General features: G+C 62.3%; 22 protein-coding genes and 2 pseudogenes. 12 read left to right on the forward strand and 12 right to left on the reverse strand.

The window, feature by feature from the left end:
• The first annotated feature begins 122 nt into the window (after window positions 1-122).
• From GIW02_RS01900 to GIW02_RS01955, 12 genes and pseudogenes are all read left to right on the forward strand, one after another.
• Window positions 123-1,646, forward strand: coding sequence for an HAL/PAL/TAL family ammonia-lyase (locus tag GIW02_RS01900; protein ID WP_236411256.1), 1,524 nt, complete (start codon window positions 123-125; stop codon window positions 1,644-1,646).
• A 19-nt stretch (window positions 1,647-1,665) separates the two neighbouring features.
• Complete coding sequence (hutH, locus tag GIW02_RS01905; RefSeq protein WP_236411254.1) at window positions 1,666-3,204, forward strand: histidine ammonia-lyase; 1,539 nt, start codon at window positions 1,666-1,668, stop codon at window positions 3,202-3,204.
• A 14-nt stretch (window positions 3,205-3,218) separates the two neighbouring features.
• Window positions 3,219-4,424: an imidazolonepropionase gene (gene hutI, locus GIW02_RS01910; RefSeq protein ID WP_236411253.1), complete on the forward strand. Its 1,206-nt coding sequence runs from the start codon at window positions 3,219-3,221 to the stop codon at window positions 4,422-4,424.
• Between the two features lie 12 nt (window positions 4,425-4,436).
• A complete protein-coding gene (hutG, locus tag GIW02_RS01915) occupies window positions 4,437-5,237 on the forward strand; it encodes an N-formylglutamate deformylase (RefSeq protein ID WP_236411252.1) in 801 nt (266 codons plus the stop codon).
• Between the two features lie 371 nt (window positions 5,238-5,608).
• Entirely contained in the window at window positions 5,609-6,580 is a 972-nt protein-coding gene (gene pip, locus GIW02_RS01920; RefSeq protein ID WP_236411250.1) for a prolyl aminopeptidase, read from the forward strand.
• Complete coding sequence (dtd, locus tag GIW02_RS01925; protein ID WP_236411248.1) at window positions 6,577-7,014, forward strand: D-aminoacyl-tRNA deacylase; 438 nt, start codon at window positions 6,577-6,579, stop codon at window positions 7,012-7,014. Before pip ends, dtd begins: the two co-directional genes overlap by 4 nt.
• A gap of 266 nt (window positions 7,015-7,280) precedes the next feature.
• The gene (locus GIW02_RS01930) at window positions 7,281-9,017 is read left to right on the forward strand and encodes a glucan biosynthesis protein G (protein ID WP_236411246.1); all 1,737 of its coding nucleotides are present in this window, start codon (window positions 7,281-7,283) and stop codon (window positions 9,015-9,017) included.
• Window positions 9,010-11,618: pseudogene (mdoH, locus tag GIW02_RS01935) on the forward strand (glucans biosynthesis glucosyltransferase MdoH). The gene GIW02_RS01930 and the pseudogene mdoH overlap by 8 nt, the downstream one beginning before the upstream one ends.
• Before the next feature lie 146 nt (window positions 11,619-11,764).
• The gene (locus GIW02_RS01940) at window positions 11,765-12,565 is read left to right on the forward strand and encodes a transporter substrate-binding domain-containing protein (protein ID WP_236411245.1); all 801 of its coding nucleotides are present in this window, start codon (window positions 11,765-11,767) and stop codon (window positions 12,563-12,565) included.
• A gap of 219 nt (window positions 12,566-12,784) precedes the next feature.
• Window positions 12,785-13,582 carry a transporter substrate-binding domain-containing protein gene (locus tag GIW02_RS01945; protein ID WP_105695026.1) on the forward strand — a complete coding sequence of 266 codons (798 nt, stop codon included), beginning with the start codon at window positions 12,785-12,787 and terminating at the stop codon, window positions 13,580-13,582.
• A 131-nt stretch (window positions 13,583-13,713) separates the two neighbouring features.
• Complete coding sequence (locus GIW02_RS01950; protein WP_236411244.1) at window positions 13,714-14,673, forward strand: amino acid ABC transporter permease; 960 nt, start codon at window positions 13,714-13,716, stop codon at window positions 14,671-14,673.
• Window positions 14,666-15,400, forward strand: a complete 735-nt coding sequence (locus GIW02_RS01955) for an amino acid ABC transporter ATP-binding protein (protein ID WP_236411242.1) — start codon at window positions 14,666-14,668, stop codon at window positions 15,398-15,400. Before GIW02_RS01950 ends, GIW02_RS01955 begins: the two co-directional genes overlap by 8 nt.
• An 18-nt stretch (window positions 15,401-15,418) precedes the next feature.
• On the opposite strand, the gene GIW02_RS01960 is transcribed toward GIW02_RS01955, so the two are convergent.
• From GIW02_RS01960 to ubiE, 12 genes and pseudogenes are all read right to left on the reverse strand, one after another.
• Window positions 15,419-17,326 (reverse strand): methyl-accepting chemotaxis protein, encoded by a 1,908-nt coding sequence (locus GIW02_RS01960; RefSeq protein ID WP_236411240.1) that lies wholly within the window; start codon window positions 17,324-17,326, stop codon window positions 15,419-15,421.
• 137 nt (window positions 17,327-17,463) lie between these two features.
• A complete protein-coding gene (locus tag GIW02_RS27165; RefSeq protein WP_456362082.1) occupies window positions 17,464-18,336 on the reverse strand; it encodes a methyl-accepting chemotaxis protein in 873 nt (290 codons plus the stop codon).
• Window positions 18,322-19,380, reverse strand: a pseudogene (locus tag GIW02_RS27170) (methyl-accepting chemotaxis protein); the annotation flags it as partial. The gene GIW02_RS27165 and the pseudogene GIW02_RS27170, both read right to left, overlap by 15 nt.
• A gap of 191 nt (window positions 19,381-19,571) precedes the next feature.
• Window positions 19,572-20,279, reverse strand: coding sequence for a 16S rRNA (uracil(1498)-N(3))-methyltransferase (locus GIW02_RS01970; RefSeq protein ID WP_236411237.1), 708 nt, complete (start codon window positions 20,277-20,279; stop codon window positions 19,572-19,574).
• Window positions 20,276-21,067, reverse strand: coding sequence for a twin-arginine translocase subunit TatC (tatC, locus tag GIW02_RS01975; protein ID WP_236411235.1), 792 nt, complete (start codon window positions 21,065-21,067; stop codon window positions 20,276-20,278). Before tatC ends, GIW02_RS01970 begins: the two co-directional genes overlap by 4 nt.
• Window positions 21,064-21,471, reverse strand: a complete 408-nt coding sequence (tatB, locus tag GIW02_RS01980) for a Sec-independent protein translocase protein TatB (RefSeq protein ID WP_236411234.1) — start codon at window positions 21,469-21,471, stop codon at window positions 21,064-21,066. Before tatB ends, tatC begins: the two co-directional genes overlap by 4 nt.
• A 10-nt stretch (window positions 21,472-21,481) precedes the next feature.
• Entirely contained in the window at window positions 21,482-21,760 is a 279-nt protein-coding gene (locus GIW02_RS01985) for a twin-arginine translocase TatA/TatE family subunit (protein ID WP_116627466.1), read from the reverse strand.
• A gap of 26 nt (window positions 21,761-21,786) precedes the next feature.
• A complete protein-coding gene (locus GIW02_RS01990) occupies window positions 21,787-22,119 on the reverse strand; it encodes a phosphoribosyl-ATP diphosphatase (RefSeq protein ID WP_003209299.1) in 333 nt (110 codons plus the stop codon).
• Between the two features lie 2 nt (window positions 22,120-22,121).
• A complete protein-coding gene (gene hisI, locus GIW02_RS01995; protein ID WP_236411233.1) occupies window positions 22,122-22,514 on the reverse strand; it encodes a phosphoribosyl-AMP cyclohydrolase in 393 nt (130 codons plus the stop codon).
• A 41-nt stretch (window positions 22,515-22,555) separates the two neighbouring features.
• Entirely contained in the window at window positions 22,556-24,160 is a 1,605-nt protein-coding gene (gene ubiB, locus GIW02_RS02000; protein WP_236421763.1) for a ubiquinone biosynthesis regulatory protein kinase UbiB, read from the reverse strand.
• On the reverse strand, window positions 24,157-24,780 hold the full coding sequence (locus GIW02_RS02005) for an SCP2 sterol-binding domain-containing protein (protein ID WP_236419742.1): 624 nt from the start codon (window positions 24,778-24,780) through the stop codon (window positions 24,157-24,159). The genes ubiB and GIW02_RS02005 overlap by 4 nt, the downstream gene beginning before the upstream one ends.
• The gene (gene ubiE / locus GIW02_RS02010) at window positions 24,780-25,550 is read right to left on the reverse strand and encodes a bifunctional demethylmenaquinone methyltransferase/2-methoxy-6-polyprenyl-1,4-benzoquinol methylase UbiE (RefSeq protein ID WP_003171186.1); all 771 of its coding nucleotides are present in this window, start codon (window positions 25,548-25,550) and stop codon (window positions 24,780-24,782) included. Before ubiE ends, GIW02_RS02005 begins: the two co-directional genes overlap by 1 nt.
• Window positions 25,551-25,628: the final 78 nt, after the last annotated feature.

Consider the following 25,628-nt stretch of genomic DNA (forward strand, 5'->3'; position numbering starts at 1 on the left):
ACTGGCCTCATCGGGAGCAAGCCCCCTCCCACCTTTTGAACTGTGAACACGATCAAAGGTGGGAGGGGGCTTGCCCCCGATAGGGCCAGTGAAGCTGCACAAGAATTAAAGAAGGTATGAAGATGTCCCAGGCAGCAAAAATCACCATCGCCGACACCCCATTGCGCTGGCAGGACGTAGTCGCCGTCGCCCGTCATGGCGCGCAGCTCGAACTCTCGGGCCAGGCCTGGGCGCGCATCGACAATGCCCAGGCCATCGTGCAGCGCATCGTCAGCAGCGGTGAGCGCGCCTATGGCGTCAACACCGGCCTCGGCGCGCTGTGCAATGTGTCGCTTGAGGGCGAGCAACTCAGCCAGCTGTCGCGCAACACCCTGCTCAGCCACGCCTGTGGCGTCGGCCCGATGCTGAGCGATGAGCAAACCCGCGCGATCATTTGCGCGGCCGTCATCAACTACAGCCACGGCCACTCCGGGCTGCATCCGCAGGTGGTGCATGCGTTGCTGGCGCTGCTCAACCACGGCATCACGCCGCAAGTGCCGTCCCAGGGTTCGGTGGGTTACCTGACCCATATGGCCCACGTCGGTGTGGCTTTGCTGGGTGTGGGGCACGTGAGCTACCGGGGCCAAATTGTCCCGACGCAACACGCCTTCAGCGCAGAAGGTTTGCAGCCTGTGGTGCTCGGCGCCAAGGACGGCCTGTGCCTGGTCAACGGCACGCCGTGCATGACTGGCCTGAGCTGCCTGGCCCTGGCCGATGCACATCACCTGCTGCAATGGGCCGACGTGATCGGCGCCATGAGCTTCGAGGCCCAGCGCGGGCAGATCGATGCCTTCGATGAAGCCATCATTGCCCTCAAGCCACACCCCGGCATGCAGCATGTCGGCATCAACCTGCGCGCGTTGCTCGACGGCAGTGAAGTCATCGCCAGCAGCCAGGGCGTCCGCACGCAGGACGCGCTAAGCATCCGTTCGATCCCGCAGATCCACGGCGCGGCGCGTGACCAGGTGGAACACGCCACCCGCCAGATCGAGACAGAACTCAACAGCGCCACTGACAACCCGCTGCTGCTCGGCACGCCGGGCGACTACCGCGTGGTGTCCCAGGCCAACCCCCACGGGCAGTCCGTGGCACTGGCCGCCGACATGCTCGCCATCGCCATGGCTGAAATCGGCTCGGTGGCCGAGCGCCGTCTGGACCGCCTGATCAACCCGCACGTCAGCGGTTTGCCCGCGTTCCTGGTGAGCAACCCCGGGGTCAACTCGGGGATGATGATCGTGCAGTACGTCGCCGCGTCCTTGTGCGGGCAGAACCGCCAATTGGCGCAGCCGGCGGTGCTCGACAATTTTGTCACCTCGGGCCTGCAGGAAGACCACCTCAGCATGGGCACCAATGCCGCGCTCAAGCTGCATCAGTTGTTGGCCAACGTCACCCAGATTCTGGCCATCGAATACCTGCTGGCGGCCCAGGCCTTCGAATTTCTCCAGGCGCAGCGCTTTGGTGCGGGCACCGGCAGCGCCTGGCGCCTGTTGCGTGAAGTGGTGCCTGCCTACGAGCAGGACCGCTGGCTCGCGCCGGACATCGCGACCACCGCCGCGTTGCTCAATGACACCGCGTTGCTGCATCAAACCTTTCCCGATTTGCACTGAAAAATAATTCAAAAGGAGCATGAATGTGACTGCCCTAAACCTGATCCCGGGCCAACTGAGCCTTGCCCAACTGCGGGCCATCTACCAGCAGCCGGTAACCCTCACTCTGGATGCCAGCGCATCCGACCCGATCGAGGCCAGCGTGGCCTGCGTGGAGCAGATTCTCGCCGAGAACCGCACCGCCTACGGCATCAACACCGGCTTCGGCCTGCTGGCCTCGACCCGCATCGCCAGTGAAGACCTGGAAAACCTCCAGCGTTCCCTGGTGCTCTCCCACGCTGCGGGCGTCGGTGAGCCGATCAGCGACGCGCTGGTGCGGCTGGTCATGGTGCTCAAGGTCAACAGCCTGAGCCGTGGCTTCTCCGGGATTCGTCGGCAGGTGATCGACGCGCTGATCGCGTTGATCAACGCCGAGGTGTACCCGCACATTCCGCTGAAAGGTTCGGTGGGTGCCTCCGGTGACCTCGCGCCATTGGCGCACATGTCCCTGGTACTGCTGGGCGAAGGCAAGGCGCGCTACAAGGGCGAATGGCTGGAAGCCACCGACGCGCTGAAAGTCGCCGGCCTGACGCCGCTGACCCTCGCCGCCAAAGAAGGCCTGGCGCTGCTCAACGGCACCCAGGTGTCCACGGCCTATGCCCTGCGCGGGCTGTTCGAAGGCGAAGACTTGTTCGCCGGTGCATTGGCCTGTGGCGGCCTCACCGTCGAAGCCGTGCTGGGTTCGCGCTCGCCGTTCGATGCGCGCATTCATGCAGCCCGTGGCCAACGTGGGCAGATCGACTCGGCTGCGGCCTATCGCGACCTGCTCGGCGACAGCAGCCAGGTGTCGCAGTCGCACCAGAACTGCGACAAGGTGCAAGACCCGTACTCCTTGCGTTGCCAGCCACAAGTCATGGGCGCCTGCCTGACCCAGTTCCGCCAGGCCGCCGAGGTGCTGGTGGTGGAAGCCAACGCCGTGTCGGACAACCCGCTGGTGTTCGCTGCCGAAGGTGATGTGATTTCCGGCGGTAACTTCCACGCCGAGCCGGTAGCCATGGCCGCCGACAATATGGCCTTGGCCATCGCCGAAATCGGCTCCCTGAGTGAACGCCGTATCTCGCTGATGATGGACAAGCACATGTCGCAATTGCCGCCGTTCCTGGTCGGCAATGGCGGGGTCAACTCCGGTTTCATGATCGCTCAGGTTACCGCCGCCGCGCTCGCCAGCGAGAACAAGGCGCTGGCCCATCCCCATAGCGTGGACAGCCTGCCGACGTCGGCCAACCAGGAAGACCACGTGTCGATGGCGCCAGCTGCCGGCAAGCGCCTGTGGGAAATGGCTGAAAACACCCGCGGCATCCTCGCCGTGGAATGGCTGGCCGCGTGCCAAGGCCTGGACCTGCGCGAAGGCCTGAAAACCTCGCCCAAGCTGGAAAAAGCGCGCGCCATCCTGCGCAACAAAGTCGCGTTCTATGACAAGGACCGCTTCTTCGCCCCGGACATCATCGCCGCCACTGAGCTGCTCGCCAGCCGTTGCCTGAACGAGCTGGTGCCGGCCACGCTGCTGCCAAGCCTGTAACCGAGGAGGGTGGGATGAAAACGCTTTGGCAACACTGCCACGTCGCCACCATGGCGCAGGGCAACTACTCGATCATCGAGGATGCCGCCCTGGTCACCGTCGGCTCGCTGATCGAGTGGGTCGGCCCGCGCAGCCAGGTGCCGACCGCCGATTACGCCCAGGTCCATGACCTGCAAGGCGCGTGGGTAACCCCGGGGCTGATCGACTGTCACACCCACACGGTGTTCGGCGGCAATCGTAGCGGCGAGTTCGAGCAACGCCTTGAAGGCGTGAGCTACGCCGAGATCGCCGCCAAGGGTGGCGGTATTGCCAGCACCGTGCGCGCTACCCGTGCGGCCACTGAAGATGAACTGTTCGACAGTGCTCGCAAGCGCCTGCGCAGTCTGTTGCGTGATGGCGTGACCACGGTGGAGATCAAGTCCGGCTACGGCCTGGACCTGGCCAACGAACGCAAAATGCTGCGCGTGGCGCGGCGCCTGGGCGAAGCGCTGCCGGTCAGCGTGCGCGCTACCTGCCTGGCGGCCCATGCGTTGCCGCCGGAGTACAAGGACCGCGCCGACGACTACATCGAGCATATCTGTAATGAAATGCTGCCGGCTTTGGCAGCGGAAGGGTTAGTGGATGCGGTGGATGCGTTCTGCGAGTACCTGGCGTTTTCCACCGAGCAGGTAGAGCGGGTATTCAATGTTGCCCAGCAACTTGGCCTGCCGGTGAAGCTGCACGCCGAGCAACTGTCGTCGCTGCACGGCTCCAGCCTGGCGGCGCGTTACCACGCGTTGTCGGCGGACCACCTGGAGTTCATGACAGAAGAAGACGCCATCGCCATGGCCGCCTCCGGCACTGTCGCCGTGCTGCTGCCGGGCGCGTTCTACTTCCTGCGCGAAACCCAGCTGCCCCCCATGGAGGCCCTGCGCAAGCATGGGGTGAAGATCGCCATCGCCAGCGACCTCAACCCCGGCACTTCGCCGGCGCTGTCGTTGCGCCTGATGCTCAACATGGCCTGCACCCTGTTCCGCATGACCCCGGAAGAAGCCCTGGCCGGCGCCACGCAACACGCGGCCACCGCCCTCGGGCTGGGCGACACCCATGGCTCGCTGGAAGTCGGCAAGGTCGCGGACTTTGTCGCCTGGCAGATCGATCGCCCGGCCGACCTGGCCTACTGGCTGGGTGGCGAGCTGGATAAACGCGTGGTGCGCCACGGCGTCGACGTTACTGTGTGAGGAGTACTGCTTGTGGATAAGGTTCTGAATTTCAAACAAGGCCGCGTGCCGCTGCTGATCAGCATGCCCCACGCCGGCCTGCGCCTGACGCCGGCGGTGGACGCCGGGTTGATCCCCGAGGCGCACAGCCTGCCGGACACCGACTGGCACATCCCAACGCTGTATGACTTTGCCGAGGAACTGGGCGCCAGCACCCTGTCGGCGGAGTACTCGCGGTTTGTCATCGATTTGAACCGCCCAGCGGACGACAAGCCGCTGTACGCCGGCGCCACCACCGGGCTGTACCCGGCAACGCTGTTCGACGGGGTGCCGTTGTTCCGCGAAGGGCTGGCGCCCAGCGAGACCGAACGTGCCAGTTACCTGCAGAAAATCTGGGGCCCGTATCACCGTACGCTGCAAGAGGAGCTGGCGCGGCTCAAGGCCGAGTTTGGCTATGCGCTGTTGTTCGACGCGCACTCGATCCGCTCGGTGATCCCACACCTGTTTGACGGCAAGCTGCCGGACTTCAACCTCGGCACCTTTAATGGCGCCGCGTGCGACCCGCAACTCGCCAGCCAGCTGGAAGCCATCTGCGCCGCCCATCCGCAGTACACCCACGTGCTCAACGGGCGTTTCAAGGGCGGGCACATCACCCGGCACTATGGCGACCCGGCGCAGGATATCCACGCGGTGCAGCTGGAGTTGTGCCAGAGCACGTACATGGAAGAGTTCGAGCCGTTCCGCTATCGGCCCGACTTGGCCGAACCGACGCGGGTCGTATTAAAGCAATTGCTGGAAGGGTTGCTGGCTTGGGGGCGTGGGCATTACCGGTGATTTGCGGTGTTGCTGAAATAGCTATCGGGAGCAAGCCCCCTCCCACATTTTGAACGCATTCTCATAGTTGAACTCGGTCAAGTGTGGGAGCGGGCTTGCTCGCGAAAGCGGCCAGATGGTCGCCCAAAACGTGGCCAGGCAGTGGCTACGCGACCACCCCGTGGCCCTCACCGCGTGCGCAGTCATATGCCGACCTCGCCCACACCACTCGCCGGGTGACCCCGCCCTCTTTAAATACCGGCATGGCGAACTGCTGACACAGGTCTAAGTACTCAAGGACATGCTCATTGCACAATTCGGGTTTATAGTGCCAGACGGCAAAATAAAAGACGTCCCCCCAGGGATGAACCCGACCCCCTACGGAGCGCGCAATGCAGACTTGGTACCCGCAGATCAAACCCTACGCCCGGCACGATCTGGCCGTCGATGACACCCACACGCTGTATGTCGATGAAAGTGGCTCCCCCGAAGGCTTGCCCGTCGTATTCATCCATGGTGGCCCAGGCTCCGGTTGCGACGCCCAGAGCCGCTGCTATTTTGATCCGAACCTGTACCGCATTGTCACCTTCGACCAGCGCGGCTGCGGCCGTTCCACCCCGCGCGCCAGCCTGGAAAACAACACCACCTGGGACCTGGTCGCCGACCTTGAGCGCATTCGCGAACACCTGGGCATAGAAAAATGGGTGCTGTTCGGCGGCTCATGGGGTTCGACCCTGGCCCTGGCCTACGCGCAAACTCATCCCGAGCGCGTGCATGGCCTGATCGTGCGCGGTATTTTCCTCGCCCGCCCTCAGGACATTCACTGGTTCTACCAAGAGGGCGCGAGCCGCCTGTTCCCGGATTACTGGCAGGATTACCTCGCGCCGATCCCGGCCGACGAGCGCCACGACATGATCGCGGCCTACCACAAGCGCCTCACCGGCAACGACCAGATCGCCCAGATGCATGCCGCCAAGGCGTGGTCCGGCTGGGAAGGGCGCATGCTGGGCCTGTGCCCGAGCCCGCAGCATGTGGAACGTTTTTCCGAGCCTCAGCGCGCGCTGTCGATTGCGCGTATCGAGTGCCACTACTTCACCAACAACTCCTTCCTGGAGCCCAACCAGCTGATTCGCGACATGCACAAGATCGCCCATCTGCCTGGCGTAATCATTCATGGCCGCTACGATATGATCTGCCCGCTGGACAACGCCTGGGAGCTGCACCAGGCCTGGCCCAACAGCGAATTGCAGGTGATCCGCGAAGCGGGCCATGCGGCGTCCGAGCCGGGAATCACCGACGCGCTGGTGCGCGCCACTGGCGAAATGGCACGGCGCCTGCTTGATCTGCCGCCAGAAGAAGCATGAAGGGTCTGTTGCAACGGGTGCGTGGCGCCCGGGTCGAGGTAGAGGGCGAAACCGTCGGCGCGATTGACCAGGGTTTGCTGGTACTGGTGGCCGTCGAACCGTCTGATACGCCCGAGAGCGCCGACAAACTGCTGCACAAGCTGCTTAACTACCGGGTGTTCAGCGACGACGGCGGCAAGATGAACCTGTCGTTGAAAGACATTGAGGGCGGTTTGTTGCTGGTGTCGCAGTTCACGCTGGCGGCGGACACCAAAAGCGGGCTGCGCCCAAGCTTCTCCACAGCGGCCCCTCCGGCACTGGGAGCGGCGCTTTTTGATCACTTGTTGTTACAAGCGCAACAATTGCATGGCAAGGTGGCGTCGGGGCGTTTTGGGGCCGATATGCAGGTGCATTTGGTCAATGATGGCCCCGTGACCTTCCTGTTGCAGACATGAATGTATTAAAAACGACTTTAATGCCTAAAAACGCAGGGTTTCGCTACAAATACTTCGTTGTCCCTGGTGCGTTGTTTCGCGGGCTACTAGATAATCGCGCGCTACGGGGATCAGCGTTGGTTGGTCCATTTTTGACTTAGGTAGAGACTTGTCCGACGGCCATTGGGGAATCATTCTGATCCAATGCAGTCGGAACAATGCTCGCCAACCTGGCATATAGATAGCTGGCCGTTGGTTTTTTGATCTGTTTTCGGCGAGGGTTGCTCGTGATTGTTAGTCCCTGTAATGCACCAAAATTGTCTGCCAAACGGTTACGTAACGCCCTGGTAACGGGCTCCGCCCTGTTTTGCCTGTTCGGCGCGGGTCAGCTGTGGGCATTCAGTCTGGATGATGTGTCGGCCAAGGCTAAAGAGCTGGCCGGGCAGAAATACGAAGCTCCGCGCAGCAATCTGCCGAACGAATTCCGCGAGATGAAATTCGCTGATTACCAGAAGATTCGTTTCCGTACCGACAAAGCCGAGTGGGCCGATCAAAATACCCCGTTCAAGCTGTCCTTCTATCACCAGGGTATGCATTTCGATACACCGGTGAAAATCAACGAAGTCACCGCTGACAGCGTGCAGGAAATCAAATACGACGCGTCGCGTTTCGATTTCGGCGACGTCAAGGTTGATCCCAAGGCCACCGAACAGCTGGGTTATGCCGGTTTCCGTGTGCTGTACCCGATCAACAAGGGCGACAAGCAAGACGAAATCATGACCATGCTCGGCGCCAGCTATTTCCGCGTCGTCGGCAAGGACCAGGTGTACGGCCTGTCCGCGCGTGGCATGGCGATCGATACCGCGCTGCCGTCCGGCGAAGAATTCCCGCGTTTCACCGAGTTCTGGATCGAACGTCCCAAGCCTGGCGACAAGCACCTGGTGATCTTTGCCCTGCTGGATTCGCCACGCGCCACGGGTGCCTATCGCCTGATCCTGCGTCCAGGCACCGACACCGTGGTGGACGTCAAATCCCAGATGTTCCTGCGCGACAAGGTCAGCAAGCTGGGCGTTGCCCCGTTGACCTCGATGTTCCTGTTCGGCGCCAACCAGCCGTCCAAAGTGCTTAACTACCGTCGTGAGCTGCACGATTCCAGCGGCCTGTCGATCCATGCCGGGAATGGCGAGTGGATCTGGCGCCCGCTGAACAACCCTAAACACCTGTCGGTCAGCAACTTCACCGTAGAAAACCCGCGCGGGTTCGGCCTGCTGCAACGCGGCCGCAACTTCAGCCACTACGAAGACCTGGACGACAACTACGACAAGCGCCCAAGCGCCTGGATCGAGCCTGAAGGCGACTGGGGCAAGGGTTCCGTCGACCTGGTAGAAATTCCGACTGCCGACGAAACCAACGACAACATCGTGGCCTTCTGGAGCCCGGCCGAACTGCCGGAAGTCGGCAAGCCGCTGGATGTCGCCTACCGCCTGCACTGGACCCTGGACGATGCCGCGTTCCATTCGCCGGACAGCGCCTGGGTCAAGCAGACCCTGCGTTCCACCGGTGATGTGAAGCAATCCAACCTGATCCGTCAGCCGGATGGCAGCGTCGCGTACCTGGTGGACTTCGAAGGCCCGTCCCTGAAAAAACTGCTGCCGGACGCTCCGGTGCGCAGCCAGGTGAGCGTCGGTGATAACGCTGAGCTGGTCGAAAACAGCGTGCGTTACAACGAACACACCAAAGGCTGGCGCCTGACCCTGCGTATGAAAATCAAGGACGCAGGCAAGCCGACCGAAATGCGTGCGGCCCTGGTGCAGGACATTCCTCAGCCTGAGCCGGAAAAAGTCTCGAGCCAAGTGCTCAAGGCCGACAAAGTACTGGCCAAGCAGCACGAGAAGCAGGCCAAGAAAGACGCGAAAGACAAGGAAGCCAAGCAGCCAGAAGCTGCCCCAGCCACACCGGAGCCGATCAAGACCGAGCAAGTCCTGACCGAAACCTGGAGCTATCAGTTGCCTGCCGATGAGTAATTCTCAAGTCACGCCCGAGACTCTGTCCGAGTATCTGGCGCATCTCCCGATGACCGCTGAGCAGCGCGCCGAACTGGCAGGCTGCTCATCCTTCAGCGAGCTGCATCAGCGCTTGGCGTCCTCGACGTTCGATGCGCCGGCTGACGCCGCCCAAGCCTCGGTTGGCCGGCGGTTGACCCTCAACACGGCCGAAGAACTGCAGGACGCCGAAATGCTGGCGCTCGACGCCAGCGGTCGCGTGTGCCTCAAGGCCACGCCGCCGATTCGTCGCACCAAGGTCGTACCGGAGCCGTGGCGTACCAATATCCTGGTACGCGGCTGGCGCCGTATGACCGGTCGCACCAACCCGCCCAAGCCGCCGAAAGATGAACGCGTGCTGCCGGCTGCGCGCTGGCGCACCGTCGGTTCGATCCGCCGTTACATCCTGCTGGTGCTCATGCTCGGCCAGACCATCGTGGCTGGCTGGTACATGAAAGGCATCATGCCGTACCAGGGTTGGTCGCTGGTCGACTTCGACGAGATCCGCAACCAGACCCTGCTGCAAACCGCGACTCAGGTACTGCCTTACGCCCTGCAAACCAGCATCCTGATCATGTTCGGGATTCTGTTCTGCTGGGTGTCGGCCGGGTTCTGGACCGCGCTGATGGGCTTTCTCGAGTTGCTCACCGGTCACGATAAATACCGGATCTCCGGTAAAAGTGCCGGCGACGAGCCGATCCCGAAAGACGCGCGCACCGCGCTGGTGATGCCGATCTGCAACGAAGACGTGCCGCGTGTGTTTGCGGGCCTGCGCGCCACGTTCGAATCGGTCGCCGCTACCGGTGACCTGGATCGCTTCGACTTCTTCGTGCTCAGCGACAGTAACGATGCCGACATCTGCATCGCCGAGCAGCAAGCCTGGCTCGACGTGTGCCGCGAAGCCGGTGGCTTTGGCAAGATCTTCTATCGCCGTCGCCGCCGTCGTGTGAAGCGCAAGAGCGGCAACCTCGACGACTTCTGCCGTCGCTGGGGCGGTGACTATAAGTACATGGTAGTGCTCGACGCCGACAGCGTGATGAGTGGCGAATGCCTCACCAGCCTGGTACGCCTGATGGAAGCCACGCCGGATGCCGGGATTATCCAGACCGCGCCGCGTGCGTCGGGCATGGACACCCTGTATGCGCGCATGCAGCAGTTCGCCACCCGCGTGTATGGCCCGCTGTTCACCGCTGGCCTGCACTTCTGGCAATTGGGTGAATCCCACTATTGGGGTCACAACGCAATTATCCGCATGAAGCCGTTTATCGAGCACTGCGCCTTGGCGCCGTTGCCGGGTAAGGGTGCGTTCGCCGGTGCGATTCTGTCCCACGACTTCGTTGAAGCCGCGCTGATGCGCCGTGCCGGCTGGGGCGTGTGGATTGCCTACGACTTGCCGGGCAGCTACGAAGAACTGCCGCCGAACCTGCTGGACGAACTCAAGCGTGACCGTCGCTGGTGCCACGGCAACCTGATGAACTTCCGCCTGTTCCTGGTCAAGGGCATGCACCCGGTGCACCGCGCGGTGTTCCTGACCGGGGTGATGTCTTACCTGTCGGCGCCGTTGTGGTTCTTCTTCCTGGTGCTGTCGACGGCGTTGCTGGCGGTGAACACCTTGATGGAGCCGCAGTACTTCATGGCGCCGCGCCAGCTGTACCCGCTGTGGCCGCAATGGCATCCGGACAAGGCGGTGGCGCTGTTCTCCACCACTATCGTGCTGTTGTTCCTGCCTAAGCTGCTGAGCATCATCCTGATCTGGGCCAAGGGCGCGAAAGAGTTCGGCGGCAAGTTCAAGGTAACCTTGTCGATGCTGCTGGAGATGTTGTTCTCGATGCTGCTGGCGCCGGTGCGGATGATTTTCCACACGCGTTTCGTGCTGGCCGCGTTCCTCGGCTGGGCTGCGACCTGGAATTCGCCGCAGCGTGACGACGACTCCACGCCATGGAGCGAGGCGGTCAAACGCCACGGTCCGCAAACGCTGCTGGGCTTCCTTTGGGCACTGCTGGTGGTGTGGCTGAACCCGAGCTTCCTGTGGTGGCTGATTCCGATCGTCGGTTCGCTGATGCTGTCGATTCCGGTGTCGGTGATTTCCAGCCGGGTCAAGCTGGGCCTCAAGTCCCGCGACGAGAGCCTGTTCCTGATCCCTGAGGAGTACAACCCGCCGCAGGCGTTGCTGTCGACCGAGAAGTACACCCACGAAAACCGTTGGCACGCCCTCAATGACGGCTTTGTGCGTTCGGTGGTCGACCCGCAGCAGAATGCCCTGGCCTGCGCCCTGGCGACCTCGCGTCACCGTGAAGCGGAGCCGATCGAGTACCTGCGCGCCGAGCGTGTGCGTCACGCGTTGAAAGTCGGCCCGGCCGGCCTCAACAACGGCGAGCGCCTGGCTTTGCTCAGCGACCCGGTGGCCCTGGGTCGCCTGCACGAGCAGGTGTGGAGCGAAGGGCATGCCGAATGGCTCGCCGCTTGGCGTGATTCGATCAAGTCCGATCCGCACGCGCCGTTGCTGCCACTGCAACCGCTGTCGTCCCAGGCCCAACCGGCCTGATTCAGACGCCCCCTAGGGTCAACTTAGGGGGCGTTTGAGGCGCTGGTCCTACAGCGTTTCAACCTCCTTCCTCGTCGCCCTGACGCCTTGTTATTTCGAAACAAAAGACCCTCCCCCAAGGCATATTGCCGGGCCCGAGGCTGGGTTAGCATCGCCCCGAATTTGACGTGGTCGCGGGGTATTCATGAACAAACGCTTTTGCTTGGCACTGCTGGCAGGCGCTGCTGCATTGCTTCACATCAGCCTGGTGCAGGCGGGGGCCATCGACGACGCCGTGCGGCGTGGCGTGCTGAAAGTCGGCACGACCCCCAATTACGTGCCTTTCGAAATGACTGACAAACAGGGGCGCATCGTCGGCTTCGAGATCGATTTGCTCCGGGCGATGAGCCGTGCCCTGGGCGTCGAGCTTGAGTTGGTCGCGTTGCCCTATACCGAGTTGCTGCCGGGCTTGATGGCCAAACAATTCGATTTGATTGGCAGCGGCATGACCGTCACGCAGGAGCGCAACCTCAAGCTGAATTTCAGCGACGCCTTTATCGTGGTGGGCCAGACCGTGCTGATGCACCCCAGCCTGGCTGGCAAGGTGTCCAGTATCGAAGACCTGGACGAGGCCGGTTACCGCATCGCTGCCACACAAGGCACCACCGCAGAGGCTGCTGCACAACGTTTCCTGGGCGCAGCCCGGCTCAGCAGCTTTGCCACGTCCGAAGAAGGCCTGCGCCAGGTAGTGGAGGGCAAGGCCGATGCCTTTATCCATGATGCGCCCTCCAACCTGATCGCCATGACCCGCCCGGAGAACCGCGCGTTGCTGGCGCTCGAGCAGCCTTTCACCTATGAGCCGTTGGCGTTCGGCTTGAACAAAGGTGATTACGACAGCCTCAACTGGATCAATCATTTTCTCAGCCAGGTGGCCCAGGACGGGACTTACGATCGGCTGCACGACAAGTGGTTCAGCGACACTGCCTGGCTCACCGAGATCTACTGATGGTCATAACTTTTTACACATCAGCCCAGCGCTGCGCAGGTTGCCTGATCGGTCTATCTCCTGCGCTCGGCTGCACCGTTGTAGTGCCTATCCGACATACGCCATAACAATTACCCGTGAAACCTTTGTGCCGGGCAGCGAGTGGGTTAGGATCGCACCCCGAAATGGTGCAGCCCTTTTGCGCGCCGACCTCATAAGAATCGTTCAGGGGACTTGATGATGAAAAAGTATCTTTCGATGCTGCTGCTAGGCGTCACTGCACTGGTGGCTGCGAATGCGGCCCAGGCCGGCGCCATCGATGATGCGGTCAAGCGCGGCACGCTGAAAGTCGGCATGGACCCGACCTACATGCCGTTTGAAATGACCGACAAGCGCGGTGAAATCATCGGCTTCGAAGTCGACATCCTCAAGGCCATGGCCAAGTCCATGGGCGTCAAGCTCGAGCTGGTGTCCACGGGTTATGACGGGATTATCCCGGCGTTCCTGACCGGCAAGTTCGACATGATCGGCAGCGGCATGACCCTGACCCAGGAGCGCAACCTGCGCCTGAACTTCAGCGAACCCTTCATCGTGGTCGGCCAGACCCTGCTGATTCGCAAGGACCTGGAAGGCACCATCAAGTCCTACAAAGACCTGAACGACGAGAAGTACCGCCTGACTTCCAAGCTCGGCACCACCGGTGAGATGGTCGCCAAGAAGCTGATTTCCAAAGCCAAGTACCACGGCTATGACAACGAACAGGAAGGCGTGCTGGACGTGGTCAACGGCAAGGCTGACGCCTTTGTGTATGACGCGCCGTACAACGTGGTTGCCGAGAAAAAAGTCGGCAACGGCAAGCTGGTGTTCCTGGAAGAACCCTTCACCTTCGAACCGCTGGCCTTCGGCCTGAAGAAAGGCGATTACGACAGCATCAACTACATCAATAACTTCCTGCACCAGATCCGCAACGACGGCACCTACGATCGCATCCATGACAAGTGGTTCAAGAGCTCCGAGTGGCTCAAGGACATGGAATAAGGGCTGACACCGAGCCGACTTCATCGGGGGCAAGCCCCCTCCCACCTTTGAAGGTGTTCACAACTCAAAATGTGGGAGGGGGCTTGCCCCCGATGACGGCCTGCCAGGCGACACATATCCCGGAAAGTGAAATGAAACAGAAAAAAGCCCAATGGCCCTGGCACCTGCTGACCGTGGTCGTGCTGGTCGGCCTGGCCGGCGCCTTGTACTACGCCACCTCGTTGATGTCCTACGAGTGGCGCTGGAACCGCGTGCCGCAATACTTCGTCTATCAGGCCGAAACGTCCCAGCGCGCAGCCGACATCTCCACCGTCGTTGAGCTGGTGCGCAAAGGCGATGTGGCTGAAGTTACCTTGCGCAACGACGCGGGCGCCCTGCAAACGCTGACGGTGGCGGACAACAGCCTGCAAGTGGCACGCGGCGACGACGTGGCCGAAGGCGATGTGGTCGGCGTGACCCGGCACTGGGCGCTGGGGCCGTTGATGTGGGGCCTGTGGACCACGTTGTGGTTGTCAGTGGTGTCCGGCATCCTGGGCCTGGCGATTGGTTTGGCGACCGGGTTGTGCCGGCTGTCAAATAACCCGACCTTGCGCGACCTGTCGACGATCTACGTCGAACTGGTGCGCGGGACGCCGCTGTTGGTGCAGATCTTCATTTTCTACTTCTTTATCGGCACGGTATTGAACCTGTCCCGCGAGTTTGCCGGGATCGCCGCGCTGTCGCTGTTCACCGGCGCCTATGTGGCCGAAATCGTGCGTGCGGGCGTGCAGTCCATCACCCGTGGTCAGAACGAAGCCGCGCGCTCCCTGGGCCTGAGTGCAGGCCAGTCGATGCGTCATGTGGTGCTGCCGCAAGCGTTCAAGCGCGTGCTGCCGCCGCTGGCGGGGCAATTCATCAGCCTGGTGAAGGACACTTCCCTGGTGTCGGTGATCGCGATTACCGAACTGCTCAAAAGCGGCCGCGAAGTGATCACCACCTCGTTCTCGCCGTTTGAAATCCTGTTCTGCGTGGCAGGCCTGTACCTGCTGATCAACCTGCCGCTGTCGAAAATGGCCAGCCGGCTTGAGCGGAGGCTCGCGCAAAGTGATTGAAGTCCGCGATCTGGTAAAAGTCTTCGACACCCGTGGCCATGTGGTGCGCGCGGTGGATAACGTCACCACCCAGGTGGCCAAGGGTGAAGTGCTGGTCGTGATCGGCCCGTCCGGCTCCGGCAAGTCGACCTTCCTGCGCTGCCTCAATGGCCTGGAAGAATTCGACTCGGGTTCGGTGAGCATCGACGGCCTGCAACTGGCCGACCCGAAAACCGACGTGAATGCCTATCGCCGCGAAGTCGGCATGGTGTTCCAGCACTTCAACCTGTTCCCGCACATGACCGTGCTGGAAAACCTGTGCCTGGCGCAAAAAGTTGTGCGCAAGCGTGGCAAAAAGGAGCGCGAGGCCAAGGCCATGGCGCTTTTGGAAAAGGTCGGCATTGCGCAGAAGGCCAACGAGTTCCCGTCGCGCTTGTCCGGCGGCCAGCAACAGCGCGTGGCGATTGCCCGGGCGCTGGCGATGGAGCCCAAGGTGATGCTGTTCGATGAGCCCACCTCGGCACTCGACCCGGAAATGGTCGGCGAAGTGCTGGATGTGATGAAGACCCTGGCGCTGGAAGGCATGACCATGGTCTGCGTCACCCACGAAATGGGCTTTGCCCGCGAAGTAGCCGACCGCGTGTTGTTCTTCGACCACGGCAAGCTGCTGGAAGATGCGGCACCCGCCGAGTTCTTCGACGCGCCAAAAGACCCACGGGCCCAGGCATTCCTGCGTCAGGTGCTTTAACCTCCAACACCTGGGAGGTCACACCTTGAACCTCCCCACGCACTGCTGCAGATCCGTTCCCAGCCGTGCCAACTCCTGACTTGCTGCCGCCGTCTGTTCACTGGCGGCGGCGGTTTGCTCCGAGACGTCCCGCACCTTCAGCACGCTGCGGTTGATCTCTTCGGCGACCGCGCTTTGCTCCTCGGCCGCCGCTGCAATCTGCGGGTTCATTTCCTGGATCACTGCCACGGTGCGGGCGATTTCAGTGAGTGCGTCCCCCGCATTGCGGGCCAGGCCGACGCTGTTGTCGGTCAGGGCGCGGCTGTGGTCCATGATGTCGGCCACCTGTTGTGTACCGCCGTGTAGCCCCCCGATCAACTCTTCGATTTCCTCGGCCGACTGCTGGGTGCGCTGCGCGAGGCTGCGCACCTCATCGGCGACCACCGCAAAACCTCGGCCGGCCTCGCCGGCGCGGGCCGCTTCGATTGCTGCGTTAAGCGCCAGCAGGTTGGTTTGCTGGGACACCGACTTGATCACATCAAGCACGCTGCCGATCTTCTGGCTTTCCCGTTGCAGCCCCAGCATCGCTTGGCTTGAGCGTGCCATCTCATGGGCAAGGTGTTCGATCTGCGCCACGGCATCCGTCACCACCTGGCCGCCCAGTTCTGTCTGTTGATGGGCCTGACCGGCCGCCAGCGACGCTGCTTCTGCGTGGCGGGCCACCTCCTGGGCGGTAGCCAGCATCTGGTTCATCGCCGTCGCCACTTGCTCGGTTTCTTCACGCTGGTTATTTACCCCCGTGCGCGTTTGCTGGGTCACCGCAGAAAGCTCCTCGGCGGCGCTGGCGATCTGCCGGGCATTGCTGCTGATATTGCCGATCAGCTCCCGCAGGTTCTGGGTCATCTGGCTCATGCTGTTTTGCAACTGGCCCAGCTCATCCTTGCGCCGGGTGTGCGTGTCCTGACTCAGGTCGCCCTCGGCAATGCGATTGGCGGCTGATAACGCGATGCGCAACGGCTTCACGATTTGCCCGGCAATCACCCAGGCCGACAGGGCGCCGAACAGCAGGGCGATTGCGGTGATGCCCAGGGTTTGGGTGCGGGCCTGCTCGGCTTCGCGGTCGCGTCGCTGGGTCTGGTCCTGGCTCAGCAGGTCGCTCTGGCGGAGCAACTGATCCAACTGTTGCTCCAACTGGTTTTGGGTATTTTCGGTGGTGAGTTGGGTTTCCTTGAGGCGCGTGAGCTGGGTGCGAATGCCCAGCAGGGTGTTTTTCAGCGCGGCGCTGTCCACCGGCAGTTTCGCCACGGCGGCCTCGCTGAGTTCAAGGTTGCGCTCGGCGTCGCTGACGGCCTGGGTGTAGGCGTCCAGCGAATCGGCGGCCCAGGCCGGGCTTTGGGCGCGGTCCTCGGCCTGCTCGATCGCCTGGCGCAGGCTTTCGATAGCGTCGAGGGCTTTTTCATCTTCCTGGTTGGGCAAATCGCTGGCCAGTTGCGCCAGTACGTCACCGGTGCGGGTGGAGCTTTGTTTGAGTTGTTCGCGGGCCGTCTCGCGGTTTCCAGCCAGTGTGGGCACGTCCTTGAGGGTGGTTTTGAACGTGGTGGAAATACGCGTCATTTCCTGCAGGTAAGCAATCGCTTCCGACGCCCTGAGCCGGTCGGAAAGCGCCGCCAGGGACGTGTCGATTTTCTCCAGGCTCACGCTCAATTTGTTCAGGCTGTTGGTGTCATCCAGGGTGCGGTAGACGATTCTGTCGGCGCGCATTTCCTCGCCAGCCACGGCCAGTTGCGCGAGCAGCGTCAGGGTTTGCGAGCGATACAGGGAGGCGGCCAGGGCCTGCCAGCCGGTTACGGCAATCACCAGGCTCAGGGCCAGGACCACGGAAAATCCCAGGGCCAGTTTGAGGGTGACACGGGTGTCACCCAATAGATGAGTCATTCGGCGCAGCATGGTCGACCTCCGGCAAGTGAATAGCACTGGCTTGAACGCTAGTGCTCTTGACGGTGGGGCGGGCCTGAAAAGCGCGTAGGAAATTTCAGAGGTTGCAGGCGGCGGCCCAAGACAGGCCGCCGCGCGGGGGGAGGGTGTCAGACCCGGAAGCGGCCGACCAGCATTTGCAGGTGGTTGCCCAGGCGCGCCAGTTCGGTGCTCGACGCCGCCGTCTCTTCACTGGCTGCCGCCGTTTGCTCCGAGATATCACGCACGTTCAGCACGCTGCGGTTGATCTCTTCGGCCACCGCGCTTTGCTGCTCGGCGGCGGTGGCGATCTGGGAGTTCATCGCCTGGATGGTCGAAACCGTGCGGGTGATGTTGCCCAGGGCGCTACCGGCGCGGCGGGTCAGTTCGACGCTGCTGTCGGTGAGGTCACGGCTGTTGTCCATGATGGTCGCCACCTGCTGGGTACCGCTCTGCAGGCCGACGATCAGCTCCTCGATCTCTTCGGTAGACTTCTGGGTGCGCTGGGCCAGGCTGCGTACCTCGTCGGCCACCACCGCAAAACCCCGCCCGGCTTCACCGGCACGTGCCGCTTCAATCGCGGCGTTGAGCGCCAGCAGGTTGGTTTGCTGGGCCACGGATTTGATCACATCGAGCACGCTGCCGATCTTGTCGCTTTCGCGCTTGAGATCGCCCATGGCTTGGGTGGAGTTGCCCACCTCAGTGGCCAGGCGTTCGATCTGGGCGATGGCTTCACCGACCACCTTGTCGCCTTCGCGCGCCTGCTGGTCGGCAGCCACTGCGGCTTCAGAGGCTTCTTCGGCGTTGCGTGCCACTTCTTGCACGGTGGCCGCCATTTCATTCATGGCGGTCGCCACCTGGTCAGTCTCGACCTTTTGACTGTTGACCCCGGCGCTGGTCTGTTCGGTTACTGCTGACAGCTGCTCGGCGGCGCTGGCGATCTGGGTCACGCCGTCGCTGATGCCACCGATCAGTTCGCGCAGGCCCACGCTCATGCTCTGCATGGCGCGCTGCAGCTGGCCCAGTTCGTCCTGACGCAGGGAGGTCAGGTTGTGGCTCAGGTCGCCTGAGGCGACGCGCTCGGCGACCGCCAGGGTCTGGTTGAGCGGGAGGGTGATTTGACGGGTGATGGCCCAGGCCGCGACCAGGCCCAGGATCAGCGCCAGCGCCGTGACCAGCAGCAACAGGTATTTGGCTTCTGCGGCGTCGGTGTCGCGCACCACGGTCTGGGAGGCGGTGAGTTTTTCACTGTGGGCCAACAATGTATCGCCCTGGGCGACCATGGTCTTGAGGGCCTCTGCGCTGGCTACCTGGGAATCGCGGTACTGGCTGACGGCGGCGCGGTAGGCTTGCAGCGAGACGCTGGCCTCCTGCAGATTGGCCTGGTACTGGGCGGGCAGTTGGCCGTCGAGTTCGGTGATTTTTTTGAGGGCGTTGTCGATGGCATCCAGGGCCGGCTGTTCGGCCTCGACCTTGCCGCTGTAGGTGTAGCCGCGCACCTGGAAGCGCGCTTGCTGGATCAGCTTGCTCAGGTCGACCACGCTGTTGAACTGAATGACGCTGTCGCCTTGCAGCAGGTTTTTTTCAATTTCGTTGATCTTCGCCACGGCATTGTCGGCAGTGTCGCCGAGCTTGCTGCGCGCGCCTTCACGCTTGAGGCCGGCCTGGACCATGGCCGCGAAAGCCTTTTTGTACTGGTTCAAGGCGTCCTGTTGCTGTTCCACCAGGGCCTTGTCGTTGGGCTGCTCGATCAGCTCGCCGGCGGTTTTCAGGCCGTTATCCAGTTGGGTGAGCAGGGCGGTGACCGCCCCGGTACCTTGTTCGCCGCGACGCATTTCGAAGTCCAGGCGTGCCAGGCGCAAGTCCTTGGTCAACCCGTTGAGGCTGGAGATAAAGCCCAGCTTGTCACCACGACTGATCACATCGCCCAGACCGGTCCAGCCAGTCAAGGTGATCACCAATGTCAGCAGCAATACCAGGCCAAACCCGACGCCCAGTTTGGTTTTTACCCTGACATTCCCCAGCTTTTCGGCTAACCAACCATACATGTTGCGGACTCCCCTGGAACAAGGCTTGGACTTATTCAAGGGTTATCGGCCTGCATGCGGGATTCTGTAGCGCAGCTACACCAATGTGGGAGGGGGCTTGCCCCCGATAGCGGGGGTTCAGTGAATACATTGGGTGACTGATACACCGCCATCGGGAGCAAGCCCCTTCCCACAATGGATTTGCAGTGTGTTTAGAACAGGCGGGCGAGCAGCGCGGTGACGGCGGTTTCGACCCGCAGGATGCGTGCGCCGAGTTGCACCGGTTGTAATCCGGCTTTGCTCAGCAGGTCCACTTCATAAGGGATCCAGCCGCCTTCCGGGCCAATTGCCAGGGTCACCGGCTCATCCAGGCCACGCGGGCAGGCGGGGTAGTCGCCGGGATGGCCGATCAGGCCCAGGGTGCCCTCGGTCATGGCTGGCAGGCGGTCTTCAACGAACGGCTTGAAGCGCTTCTCGATGACGATCTCGGGCAGCACGGTGTCCCGCGCCTGCTCCAGGCCGAGGATCAGTTGCTCGCGAATCGCCTCAGGCTCCAGGAACGGGGTTTGCCAGAAGCTCTTCTCGACCCGGTAGCTGTTGACCAGCACCACCTTGGGCACGCCCATGGCGGCCACGGTTTGCAGCACGCGGCGCAGCATCTTGGGGCGTGGCAGTGCCAGCAGCAGGGTCAGGGGCAGTTTGGCCGGGGGCGGCTGGTCAAAGCTGACCTGCAGCTCGGCTTCACCGGCATCCAGGCGTATCAGCTGTGCATTGCCCATCAACCCACCGATGCGGCCGACGCGCAGGTTGTCGCCCACCGCCGCGCGGTGGACGTCCTGCATATGCACCAGGCGCCGGTCACGCAGCACCACCCGGTCGGCCGCGATAAAGTCGGCCTCTTCCAACAGCAGCAGGTTCACGGCTGGGTCGCTGGCGGCTGGTCGTCGTCGGCGGGTTGGTCATCCGGGTGTTCGCCACGCTTGCTGATCAGGCCGCTGAACAGGATGCCGATCTCGAACAGCATCCACATCGGCACGGCCAGCAAGGTCTGGGAGAAGATGTCCGGCGGCGTCAGGATCATGCCGACCACAAAGCAGCCGATGATCACGTACGGGCGGATTTTCTTCAGGTATTTGACGTCGACCACGCCGATCCACACCAGCAGCACCACGGCCACCGGGATTTCGAAGGCCACGCCAAAGGCGAAGAACAGCGTCATCACGAAGTCTAGGTAGCTGGTGATGTCGGTCATCATCTCCACGCCAGCCGGGGTGGCGGCGGCGAAGAACTTGAAGATCAGCGGGAACACCAGGAAGTAGGCGAAGGCCATGCCGGTGTAGAACAACAGGATGCTCGACACCAACAGCGGCACGGCGATGCGTTTTTCATGCTTGTACAGGCCCGGTGCGATAAAGCCCCAGATCTGGTGCAGGATTACCGGAATCGCCAGGAACAGCGAAACCATCATGGTCAGCTTCAACGGCGTGAGGAACGGCGACGACACGTCGGTGGCGATCATCGTCGCGCCGGCCGGCAGGTACTGGCGCAACGGCGTGGAGACGAAGGTGTAGATCTGCTGGGTAAAGGCGAACAGCCCGGCAAATATAATGAAGATCGCCGCTACGCAACGCAGCAGGCGGGTACGCAGCTCGGTGAGGTGCGAGACCAGCGGCATATGCTGGTCGTTTTCCGGTTTATCAGCGCTCATGGGGCTCGCGGCGGCAATGTAGGGTCATGGGGAGCGGGCGCCGCAACGGGCGCCGGCGCTGGCTCGGTCGGGGTGACAACGGCGGGCGGCGCTTCGGCGGCGGGGGCCGGTGCGATGCTGTGCTCGGCCACAGGCTCCGCCGGTTTGGCCGGTTCCTGTACCGGGGAAAGAATCTTGCGGGCCTCTTGCTCCAACGACAGGATATGTTCGTTGTGCAGCTGCCGGCGGATCTCGTCGGCGCCGATTTCCCGTTCAACTTCCTGTTTGATGGCGTTGAAACTGCGTTTCAGGCGCCCGATCCAAAGGCCGGCCGTGCGTGCGGCACCGGGCAGGCGCTCCGGCCCCAATACCAGCAGGGCCACAAGGCCGACGAGGAGCAGTTCAGAGAAGCTGATACCAAACATTAGTCAGTGCTCACACGTCTTTGCGGGTTGGCTCTTCGACTTTCTCAGCCTGTACGTCGAAGGTACGACGCTCGGTGATCGGCTGAGTGGCCTGCGGGTGCACAGGTTGCGCCGGCGGCACCGGATTGACGGCAGGGTCGGCAGGCTTTTCGTCGTCGTTCATGGCTTTACGGAAGCCCTTGATCGACTCGCCCACGTCGGTACCCAGGTTCTTGAGTTTTTTGGTGCCGAACACCAGTACCACGACCACCAGAATGACGATCCAGTGTTTCCAGTCAAAAATGCCCATGCTGCAAATCCTCTAGTCTTAGTTATTCAAGCGGACGGGCGCGAGGCCTTCTCGGCATGCCCGGACAAGCCGAAGCGACGGTCCAGTTCATCCAGTACGGCCTGTGGATGCTGCCCCAGTTGGGCGAGCATCACCAGGCTGTGGAACCACAGGTCGGCGGTTTCGTAGATTACATCGCTGCAATCGCCGCTGATTTGCGCGTCCTTGGCGGCGATGATGGTCTCGACGGATTCTTCGCCGAGCTTTTCCAGAATCTTGTTCAGGCCCTTGTGGTACAGGCTGGCGACATAGGAGCTGTCGGCGTCCGCGCCTTTGCGGTCTTCCAGCACCTGGGCCACACGGTTGAGGGTATCGCTCATGTTCAGTGTCCTGCCGAGTAGATGGCGTGCGGGTCTTTGAGCACCGGCTCCACGACCTTCCATTCGCCGTTCTCGAACACGCGATAGAAGCAGCTGTGACGGCCGGTGTGGCAGGCGATGCCGCCGATCTGCTCGACCATCAGGATCACCACGTCAGCGTCGCAGTCCAGGCGTATCTCGTGCAGGGTCTGCACGTGCCCGGACTCTTCGCCCTTGCGCCACAGTTTGCCACGTGAACGTGACCAGTAAATGGCGCGCTGCTCAGTGGCAGTCAGGCTCAGGGCCTCGCGGTTCATCCAGGCCATCATCAGCACACGCCCGGTTTTGTAGTCCTGGGCAATGGCCGGCACCAGGCCGTCACTGTCCCACTTGATCTCATCCAGCCAGTCTTTCATGTTCGGCTCCGGCAATTTGCGACAGTGTATAACCGGATTGGCTATCGACGCACGATCAGATAAACACCCACGGCGACCATGATGCCTGCCGGCCAGTGGCCAAGTTGGTTCAACGGCCCACCAATCGCCAGCATCACCCCGCCCACCAGGTGCGCCGCGCCCAGCAGGCGCAGGAACCAGTCGTCCTTGCGCTTGTGCCACGGCGGCGGTGGGTCCTTGGCATGCGGCTGGGACATGCGCTCCAGCAGGTCGCGGGTCATGTTGGCCAGGTGCGGCAGCTGTTCGAACTGGCTGTGCAGGTTGCCCAGCAGGGTTTTCGGGCTGACGCGCTCGCGCATCCAGCGCTCCAGGAACGGCTGCGCGGTGTTCCACAAATCGAGGTCCGGGTACAGCTGGCGGCCCAGGCCTTCGATGTTGAGCAGGGTCTTTTGCAAAAGAACAAGCTGCGGCTGCACTTCCATATTGAAGCGCCGCGCAGTCTGGAACAGGCGCATCAGCACCTGGCCGAAGGAAATATCCTTTAAAGGTTTTTCAAAGATCGGCTCGCACACCGTGCGGATCGCCGCTTCGAATTCGTTGAGCTTGGTTTCCGCCGGCACCCAGCCAGAATCGATATGCAGCTGGGCCACGCGGCGGTAGTCACGCTTGAAGAACGCAAACAGGTTGCGGGCCAGGTAGTCCTGGTCCTCCGGGGTGAGGCTGCCGACGATACCGCAGTCGATCGCGATGTATTGCGGGCTCCACGGGTTCACGGTGCTGACGAAAATGTTGCCCGGGTGCATGTCGGCGTGGAAGAAACTGTCGCGGAACACTTGGGTGAAGAAGATCTCCACGCCGCGCTCGGCGAGCATCTTCATGTCGGTGCGCTGGTCGGCCAGGGTCGCGAGGTCGGTGACCTGCACGCCGTAGATGCGCTCCATCACCAGCACTTTGGGGCGGCACCAGTCCCAATACACTTGCGGCACGTACAGCAGCGGCGAACCTTCGAAGTTGCGCTTGAGCTGGCTGGCGTTGGCCGCTTCGCGCAGCAGGTCGAGTTCGTCGTAGATGGTTTTTTCGTAGTCGGCGACGACGTCCACCGGGTGCAGCAACCGCGCGTCAGCGGAGAAACGCTCGGCGGCGCGGGCAAGGATAAACAGCCACGCCAGGTCCTGGCCGATGATCGGCTTGAGGCCCGGGCGGATCACCTTCACCACCACTTCTTCGCCGGTCTTGAGCTGCGCGGCGTGCACTTGTGCCACTGAGGCCGAGGCCAGGGGCGCGACGTCAAAGCGGCTGAATACATCGCTGATCTTGCGGCCCAGTTGTTCTTCGATCAGCTTCATAGACTGCTGTGAATCGAACGGCGGCACGCGGTCCTGCAACAGCATCAGTTCGTCGGCGATGTCTTCGGGCAGCAGGTCGCGGCGGGTCGAAAGGATCTGCCCGAATTTGATGAAGATCGGCCCCAGGTCCTGCAACGCCAGGCGCAGGCGCGCGCCACGGCTCAGCTCCAGCGGCTTGCGCGGAAACCAGCGCCACGGCAGCACATAGCGCACCGCCAGCAGGAACCACGGCAGGGGCAGCGCGAACAGCAGGTCATCGAGGCGGTAGCGCATTACAACGCGCTGGATACGAAACAAACGGCGGACGGCGAGCAGCTTCATGCGTTATCGCTTGGATCAAGGGAACGGCTCAGGCGCTCGAAGCGAGCCTCGAGGCGTTCCAGGTCGATTTTGGCCTTGTCGAGTTCACGAAAGCGCGCTTGCGCTTCACGTTCTCCGACCAGGGTGCGCGACTCTTCGCTCAGGTATTCGGCGAGGTTCTGGTTGAGGCTGGCGAACCCTTGCTGGTACCAGCGCGAGCGGCTGCGCAGGTGCCCGCTGACCAACTGGGTGGCCACGGGGCCGATCCAGCGGGACAGTTCGTATTCCCAATCCAGCTCTAAATCTTGCAACACGGCGGCCAGGTCCATCAGCACCGCGCTGTCGCCTTCCAGATGCACGTCAGGGCCGTGGAGGATGGCGGTCTTGTTGCGGCTCAGGGCCAGGTGCAACAGGCTCGTTGCCGGCGCACGCAGGGTGCAGTCGGCCTCGGCGGCCCATTGGGTGGCCAGCAGCAGGCCTTCATCGCTGGGCAGGATAAACAGCTGCAAGGCGGGGCTGCTGCAGTCGACGGCAATCACCTTGCCGTTCAAGTGCGCGAGCCGCGCCAGGGCGGTGCTGTCCAGGCGCAGTACACGGTTGAGGCCGTGTTCGACGCTGGCGAGGAGGCCTGCGAACAGCATCAGGGCTTGATGCCGCGGTGCAGGGCGACGATGCCCGACGTCATGTTGTGGTAGGTCACGCGGTCAAAACCGGCTTCAACCATCATTGACTTGAGCGTTTCCTGGTCAGGGTGCATGCGGATCGATTCGGCCAGGTAGCGATAGCTCTCGGCGTCATTGGTGATCAGCTTGCCCATCAACGGCATGAAGGCGAACGAGTAGGTGTCGTAGACCTTGGACATCAGCGCGTTGGTCGGCTTGGAGAACTCCAGCACCAACAGACGACCGCCCGGCTTGAGGACGCGCAGCATCGAGCGGATCGCGTCCTCTTTATGGGTCACGTTGCGCAGGCCGAAGGCGATGGTCACGCAGTCGAAATGGTTGTCGGGGAACGGCAGTTTTTCGGCGTCGGCCTGGACGAATTCGATATTGCCAGCCACGCCTTTATCCAGCAGGCGGTCACGGCCGACCTTGAGCATCGAGCCGTTGATATCGGCCAGCACGACCTGGCCGGTAGGGCCGACGAGCTTGGAGAACTTGGCCGCCAGGTCGCCCGTGCCACCGGCGATGTCCAGCACGCGGTTGCCGGTGCGTACGCCCGACAGCTCGATGGTGAAACGCTTCCACAGGCGGTGCATACCGCCCGACAGTACGTCGTTCATCAGGTCGTACTTGGCGGCTACGGAGTGGAACACCTCAGCGACTTTTTCCGCTTTCTGGCTTTCCGGGACGTTCTTGAAGCCGAAGTGAGTGGTGGGTTCGGCATCGCTGCCTTTGCGCTGATCAGTCATATCGCTGTCACCAAAAGAGAATGCGGGACATGATAATCCCCAAGGCCTGCTTTGTCTTGGCAAGGCTGAAGGTAAGAT

The organism is Pseudomonas syringae (assembly GCF_021606685.1).
Lineage (GTDB): Bacteria > Pseudomonadota > Gammaproteobacteria > Pseudomonadales > Pseudomonadaceae > Aquipseudomonas > Aquipseudomonas syringae_R.